Origin of the sequence: Gordonia polyisoprenivorans NBRC 16320 = JCM 10675 (genome assembly GCF_000241325.1) — a bacterium.
Lineage (GTDB): Bacteria > Actinomycetota > Actinomycetes > Mycobacteriales > Mycobacteriaceae > Gordonia > Gordonia polyisoprenivorans.
Window position 1 is genome coordinate 1 of the sequence record NZ_BAEI01000034.1, and the last position, 7,369, is coordinate 7,369.

Below are 7,369 nucleotides of genomic sequence, written 5' to 3' on the forward strand. Positions count from 1 at the left end.
AACCCCCCACCAGTGGGGACTTTCTCATGGCCACGGACACCCCCGCATGCGCGGCGATCGTGCGCAGCCCCGGCGACGGTAACCCCACCGCCAGACCCAGCCACAACCGCAGGACTTCTCTGATCTCTTCCACAGCAACCTCCCGATAGCCCATGCCGCCGCCCCTTCCATGACTGCTCGTCACGGCCGAGTCAACGGGACCTGACCCCGGACCTTGGACACGTTGAATCCCGCAGTTCGCGGGGAGAAGCGAGATGATCAAGGTATGGCTCGGAGACACTATTCAGAGCAGTTTCGTCAGGACGCGGTGGACTTGTACGAGTCGACCCCCGGGGCCACGGTGCGCGGTATCGCCGCCGATCTTGGGGTCGAGCGCGGCACGTTGCGTCACTGGCTTGAGCGCTACGGCACCGGCCGCAAGACCGCTGCCGATGGCAGCGGGGCGGTCAGCCCGCTCAAGGCCCGCAACGGCGATGGGCCCGCTGTGGTGGGGCCAGAAAGCGCTGAGGCCAAGATCGCACGGTTGGAGAGGGAGAACGCGGCACTGCGTAGCGAGAAGCTCAAGCTGAGCACCGAACGGGAGATTTTGCGTCAGGCGGCCAAGTATTTCGCCGGGGAGACGAACTGGTGAGCCGCTTCCAGTTCGTCGCCGACCACCTCGACACCTACCCGGTCAAGTGGCTATGCGATCTCCTCGAGATCGCGTGTTCGTCGTTTTACGCCTGGCGCAAGGCGGCCCCGCGCCGGGCGGCTCGTGCGGAAGCTGATCATGTTTTGGCGCAACGTATTCGTGAGGTTCACGATGGTGACAGCACCTGTGGTGCACCGCGGATTACCGCGGAACTCAACGATGGGGTGGCGCTGGAGAACCGGGTCAATCACAAACGGGTGGCGCGGGTGATGCGCGCCCACGGCATTGTCGGTTATCGGCGGCGCCGTCGTGTGGTCACCACGATCCCTGAACCTGCCGATCGCATAGTCCCTGACCTGGTGGAACGCGATTTCACCGCGCCCGCCACGAACCGGGTGTATGTCGGCGATATCACGTATCTGCCGATCGCCGATGGCTCCAACCTGTACCTGGCTACGGTGATCGACTGCTACTCCCGACGGTTGACGGGGTGGGCGGTGGCCGATCATATGCGCACCGATCTCGTTGCCGATGCCTTGCAAGCGGCACAACAGACGCGAGGGTCGTTGTCGGGAGCGGTCTTTCACTCCGATCACGGCTCGGTCTACACCAGCAAGGCCTACGCCAACCTGTGCGCTGAACTCGGCGTGACCCAGTCCATGGGAGCGGTGGGCACCAGCGCCGACAATGCGATGGCCGAGTCGTTCAACGCCACGCTCAAACGCGAGGTCCTTCAAGATGAGCAGTCCTGGCCCGATGAGTTCACCTGCCGGCGTGAAGTCTTTGGGTGGCTCGTGCGTTACAACAACCGCCGAAGACACTCGTGGTGCGGGCACCAATCACCACTCACCTACGAAAACCGTTACGCTGCTACACTTCTACACGCAGCATAAATCCCACCCTGTGTCCAAGATCCGGGGTCAAGGCCCAACGGACAAAACAAGAGACCACCAGCGCAACGCGCCGGTGGTCCCATAACTGGCAATCCAGGTGGTCCCATCCCGATGGCAAAAATCAGCTCACAGCGGTCCCTTCACCGTGGCAAATGACACTCGCGGTACCTGACGCTTCGGCGAGAGTGTTGTCGGAGGAGTCGCGCACAGTGCTGACCGAGGGGTCGACTTTAAACTCGATCAGCCGGTCGGCATAGGCCAGCGATATGTATTGGGGGTTCATTTGGTCGACGCAAGACCATGAAGTACCCCAGGTTTAGTTCCTATGTGGTTGCGAGGGCCGGGGCGGCCGACTCGCAGATAGCTGAGGCGCCGTTGAGGGCGGCCTCGAACTCTGTGGGTGGTTGATAGTCGAGCGCTTCGTGTAGACGCTGTTGGTTGTACCACCAGACCCATTCGCAGGTGGCAAGCCCCACCTGCTCGACGGTGCGCCAAGGCCGACGCTGCCTGATCAGCTCGGTCCGTATGGTAGCCGCAACATGCCAACCGACGATCACGCGGGTGCAGGCATCGGTGACAAATTCGGTGTAGGCGAAGCCCTGCCAGGTTCGCACGCAGGTGATGTCGACGACCCATAGCTGGGACGACCCGTAGCTGGTTGGGTCGATCGGCACGAAACTGTCGCTGAACTCGGTCGGTAGGTCTGGCCGTGGTCGGGTCGGGACGGGTGGTGAAAGCCTTCGCTGCCCGCTGCACTCCGCGGACCCCGGCCAGTCGCATCAGCCGCCGGGTCTGATTCTCGGCCGATGTGGTGGCCGGCGCCGGCGGTGGTAGGTCCGTTCGATCCAGGTGACGATTGCGATCCGTAGCTGTTCACGGGTGTCCCAGCGTTGACGGTCGAGCACGTTGCGTTGCAGGAGCGCGAAGAAGATCTCCATAGCTGCGTTGTCCCCTCACGCCCCGACCTTGCCCATCGACCCCGTTGGACCGTGAGTATTCAAGGCGTGTAGGAATTTCCGCGACCGGAGCTGTGACCCTCGATCCGAGTGAACGATGCAGCCGGCCACCTCACCACGACGGGCCAGCGCGCTGTGCAACGCTGCCACGGCCAGTCGGGACTTTCATCCGGGAATCGATGCTGTAGCCGACGATCCGCCCTGAGTGCACGTCCTTGATTGCACACAGATAGAGCTTGCCCTCACGGGTGTGGTGTTCGGTGATACCAGTGAGCCACAACCGATGTGGCTCCTCGGCGGTGAAGTCGCGCTGGACCAGATCATCGTGGACTGGTGGTCCCGGTCGTCGGCCGTTACGACCTCGCTTCTTGCCGAACACCGACCACCAGGCGTTGTCGCGGCAGATCCGCCACGCGGTCCGCTCGGCCATCGACTCACCCACGGTGGCGGCTTCCCCGGCGAGGAATCGGTAGCCGAATTCCGGGTCCTCGCGGTGGGCATCGAACAGGGCATTCGCCCGATACGCCGCGGCCAGCTTGGCATTGGTGACCGGGCTGGCCAGCCACCGGTAGTAGGGCTGGCGCGAGAGCTGAAGTACCCGACACGACACGCGACGGCAATCCCGTCGGCGGCGAGCTCTTTCACGAGCGGGTACAGCCTTTTCCCGGCAGGTTCGCCTGCGATAGATACGCCGCCGCTCGACGCAGCACCTCGTTCTCCTGCTCAAGCAGGCGGATCCGCTTACGGGCCTCGCGCAGTTCAGCGGACTCGGTCGAGGTCACGCCAGGGCTGCGGCCCCCATCAATATTCGCGCGTCGCATCCACTTGTGCAGCGTCATCGGGTGCACACCGAAGTCGTTGGCGACCTGCTCGATCGTGACGCCTTCTCCACGATCACGAGCCACCCGGATCGCATCGTCTCGGAGCTCCTGGGGGTACGGCTTGGGCACAGCTACATCCTTCCCGACCGCCCGAAGGCAAGCCAGATCAGATGTCACCTATCCGTGCAGCAGTCCCTAGCGACAGTCCCGCGCGGATACTGGGGAACTAAACCAGGAGTACGTTAAACGGTTTCGTTGTTCGGCCACCAGCTGGTTTTGCCTAGTAGTGTCGCGATGGCCGGCACGACGATGGTGCGCACTATAAAGGTGTCGAGCAGTAGTCCGATACCGATGATCAGTCCAACTTGGGTCATGATGGAGATCGAGCCAGCCATGAGGCCGAACATGCTGGCAGCGAAGATGAGGCCGGCCGAGGTGATGACCGATCCGGTGTTGGTGACGGTTCGTAGAACGCCGATTCGTATGTTGTTCTGGGATTCCTCGCGTAGGCGAGAGATGAGCAGCATGTTGTAGTCTGCGCCGACGGCGACGAGGACTATGAAAGCCAATAGCGGTACAGGCCAGGCGATCTCGGTTTTGAGGATGTGTTGGAAGATTAGGACGCCGATGCCCAGTGCCGCGGTGTAGTTGAGGACGACGGTTCCTAGGAGATACAGCGGTGCGATGAGTGCTCGGAGGAGAAGGATTAGGATCAGGCCGACGATGATGAGGGTTGCCAGTGCCAGGAGTTGAAAGTCGTCGGCGAGTAGGCGTTGCAGGTCGGCGTTGATGGCGGGGAATCCGGCGATTGCGATGTGGGAGTCCTCCAGGGTGGTGTTCGGTCTGGCGGCGTTTGCAACATCGGTGATGGTGTTGGTCAGTTGTATGGCTTCGGTGCTGTAGGGGTCGAAGCTGGTTTGTATTGCGTAGCGCACGGTATGGCCGTCGGGCGAGACGAATTGGCGAGCGACATCGACAAAGCGGCGGTCTGCGTTGGCTTGAGGTGGCAGGTAGAAGCCGGTCGCGGAGTCTGTTCCGGCGGTTTCGCGGGCGGAGGTTTGGAGTTGCGTGGCTAGGGTGGCCATCCCGGCTAGTTGCTGAAGGTTGCTGTCGATCAGCGCGGACACGCCGTCGGCGAGTTGTCGTGATCCTGCGGCGAGCTGACTCACGCCAGTTTGGAGTTGAGTGATCTTAGCGGGCAGGTCTTGGTTGTTGATGGTGCTCAGGGTGGAGTTGAGGGAGTTGACGGTTGCGGTGAGTTGGTCGGTGACCGTCGTGAGGGGTGTGTCTAGTTGTGCGAGTTGTGTTGACAGGGTGGTGATCTGGTCGAGCAGTCCACTCCCTAGTGTGGCGTTGAGGTCGCGAATCTGTGCGCGCAGGGTTGCGCACTGGGGGACTTGGGCGCACCAGGGCGCTGAGTCGAGGAGGGGTAGGATTGAGGTCACTGTTGTCAGCGCCGCGGATGTTTGGCGGGTCAGGGCGGCAAGTTGTGGGGCGTTCTGTGAGGCGCGGTCGAGTGCGGGCGCGGACGCGGCGAGCTGGCGCAGGAGTGGTTGGTACTGCTGGATTTGTTGACCGGCGGTGCTTGCTTGGGTGAGGATACCGGCGAGTGGCGTCAGGTTGAGGCGTAGCTGGGTGTCGAGTTGGGCCAGCCCGTCGGCGAGCTGGTTGGCACCGGAGCGCAACTGCTCGAGGTCGCCTTTTCGTTGCTGGCCGTCTGCGACGGCGCCTGCCACCTGGTCCCCGATCTGACCGTTCTGCCACGACAGCTCGGCCTGTTCGAGTTTGTCGCCGGTGGGGCGGGTGACGCCGATGACGCGAGTCACCCCGGGAATTTGGGATACCCGCGAAGCCATCTGCTCGAGGTCGGCAAGTCCGCTGGCGGTGCGTAGGTCGATCGGCGCATCCACCACAAGAAACTCAGCAACCGTCACATCTGTGGGGAAATGGCGGTCAAGCAGCGCATATCCCTGGTTGCTGTCGGTCGTCGCGGGTTGGCCCTGGCGGTCGTCATAGGTGATGTGGATACCCATCGCGATCGTGCTCAGCACGATCAGCCCCACCATCGTTATAGCGAGAAGGGGGACTGGGCGGCGGACGACAAGCACCGCCACGCGATTCCAGTACTTGCGCGTGAGGTCTCGTCGGGGGTTGCCCCAACCGAAGCGGGCTGCCCACTGCAGCACCGGCGGCAGCAAGGTGACAGTGGCGAGGAACCCGATGAGGATCGCGATCGCGCAGGCCGGACCCAAGGTGGAAAAGACGCTCAGTTCGCCGAACGCCATAGCCAGGAATGCCAGTGCCACCGTCGCCGCCGAGGCCAAGATGACCCGTCCGATCGTCGCTGTAGCGTCCACAAGAGCATCCGCGGTAGGCGCGCCTTGGCGCAACCGCTCGTGATAGCGGCTGATGAAAAAGACTGAGTAGTCCACCCCGGCCCCGAGCAGAATGACCGTCATGAATGCGACGGTGAACTGAGACACCGGCATTCCGAGCTCACCTAGTGCGGACAAGACGCCGCGGCCCACCCCAAGGCTGACACCAATCACCAGCAACGGCACCAGTGCTGTGAACAGCGATCGGTACACCACCAGCAAGATCAGGGCGATCAGCGCGACTGTGGCCAAAGTGATCACGACCAGGTCGCTCTCGGCACTCACGATCTGATCACTGAAGGTGGCTGCGGGTCCGGTGACATGAACCGCGGTACCAGTATCTTCAAACACCCGGCGTGCGGTTTCGCGGACGGTTTCCACCGCATGAGTCGCCGCCGGACCGCCCAGGGTCCCCGAGACCCCGACGGGCAGATACCAGGCCTTGCCATCCTCACTCAACGCCTGGCGGGCAGTGATCGGATCCGACAGCAAGTCACGAACCGATTGCACATCGTCAAAATTTTCACGGAGCTGTAGGACCAACGCGTCGTATCGCTCTCGCGTGACCTCTGTAAGCCCATTCGGGTTCTCCATGGTCACGAAGACAGTGGTCTTAGCGCCCTTTTCCCCGAATGCGCCACCCATTTGATCAAGAGCTTGAAAGGACGGAACCCCTGCAGGGATCGGATCTACCGATTGCTGCCGCACCACCGTCTCCAACTGAGGAAACAGCACCGCCAACACCACCCCGACAGCTATCCACACCCCGATGACCAGGGACTTGTGCGTCAAAGTGAACCGCGCGATTCGTCCCAACGTGGAGCTGTACTCGCTGCGCTCGACCAACGGCCGCCTTGCCAAGCGCTTGTCATCGGGACGATGGACCACCATACGCAGTACCTCACCAACTCATCTGGCCCACAGTGGAACCATCGGTAGCGCTACGCTACAAGTTGTAGCGTAAAAGTGGAAGGCGGTGAGGCTATGTAGGCGGGCGCCGCCTGTGCGCCGCAAGAAAGTCATCGACGAGGCGCTCGAGATCAGCGACATCCATCGCGCGAATCCCGGTGAGCTTGGCGAAGACCAGAGGGCCTGCCAGCTGAGTGATCGCCATGGTCAAGTCCGGATCGTCGAGTTCAGCGGCGGCCGCGCTACTTGTCAACACTCGATCAAAGGGTTCTCGGTACTGGTTGACTACGCGCATCCGCAACGGCCCCAATGCGTTTGGTTCTTCGCCAGGTTGCTTGGGAACCATTGCCAACCAAGCCAGTGTGGTCAACTGCAACGGAGCCTGTTCGATGAGAGCAGCCTGGCGTTGCATCAATGTGACCAGGTCATCGCGAATCGATTGCGAGGTTTCAGGGTTGTCCACCTGAGGCAACAACCGCTCGAAGGCTGCTGCCACCAGGTCCGTGGTGCTCTCAAAATGTCGATACAGCGTGGTGCGGGCTACGCGAGATAGCCGGGTTACAGCCTCCACGGTGACCGCTTCGACCCCACCGCTGCTGAGCAGGGTCGCGGCAGCATCCAACAACCGCGCCCGCGAGCGAACCCGCCTCGGGTCCACATCATCGATATCGGCGATCTCCACCCTTGCCCACTTCCCGCTCCAGACCAACAGCACAAACGATACCGTCGGTAACAGAACGAAACTGCGAGTGCTCGAACACCGAACGAGGACCGCAGAGAGGAC

4 protein-coding genes and 1 pseudogene are annotated in these 7,369 nt (G+C 62.2%); 1 reads left to right on the plus strand and 4 read right to left on the minus strand.

The features are described 5' to 3' along the window. Window positions 1–265: 265 nt before the first annotated feature. Window positions 266–1,524, plus strand: a protein-coding gene (locus GOPIP_RS10405; RefSeq protein WP_085949121.1) for an IS3 family transposase whose coding sequence is annotated in 2 segments (ribosomal slippage) — window positions 266–611 and window positions 611–1,524 — 1,260 coding nt in all. Because the reading frame shifts where the segments join, the coding sequence is not laid out codon by codon here. Between the two features lie 323 nt (window positions 1,525–1,847). Here the strand turns inward: GOPIP_RS10405 and GOPIP_RS10410 are convergent. From GOPIP_RS10410 to GOPIP_RS10435, 4 genes and pseudogenes are all read right to left on the minus strand, one after another. Then, window positions 1,848–2,198 (minus strand): integrase core domain-containing protein, encoded by a 351-nt coding sequence (locus GOPIP_RS10410; protein ID WP_005194698.1) that lies wholly within the window; start codon window positions 2,196–2,198, stop codon window positions 1,848–1,850. Window positions 2,199–2,303: 105 nt separating this feature from the next. Continuing rightward, window positions 2,304–3,430: pseudogene (locus tag GOPIP_RS29430) on the minus strand (IS3 family transposase). Between the two features lie 113 nt (window positions 3,431–3,543). Then, window positions 3,544–6,567, minus strand: coding sequence for an MMPL/RND family transporter (locus GOPIP_RS10430; protein ID WP_005194693.1), 3,024 nt, complete (start codon window positions 6,565–6,567; stop codon window positions 3,544–3,546). 91 nt (window positions 6,568–6,658) lie between these two features. After that, window positions 6,659–7,267 (minus strand): TetR/AcrR family transcriptional regulator, encoded by a 609-nt coding sequence (locus GOPIP_RS10435; protein ID WP_005194691.1) that lies wholly within the window; start codon window positions 7,265–7,267, stop codon window positions 6,659–6,661. Between the last annotated feature and the right edge of the window lie 102 nt (window positions 7,268–7,369).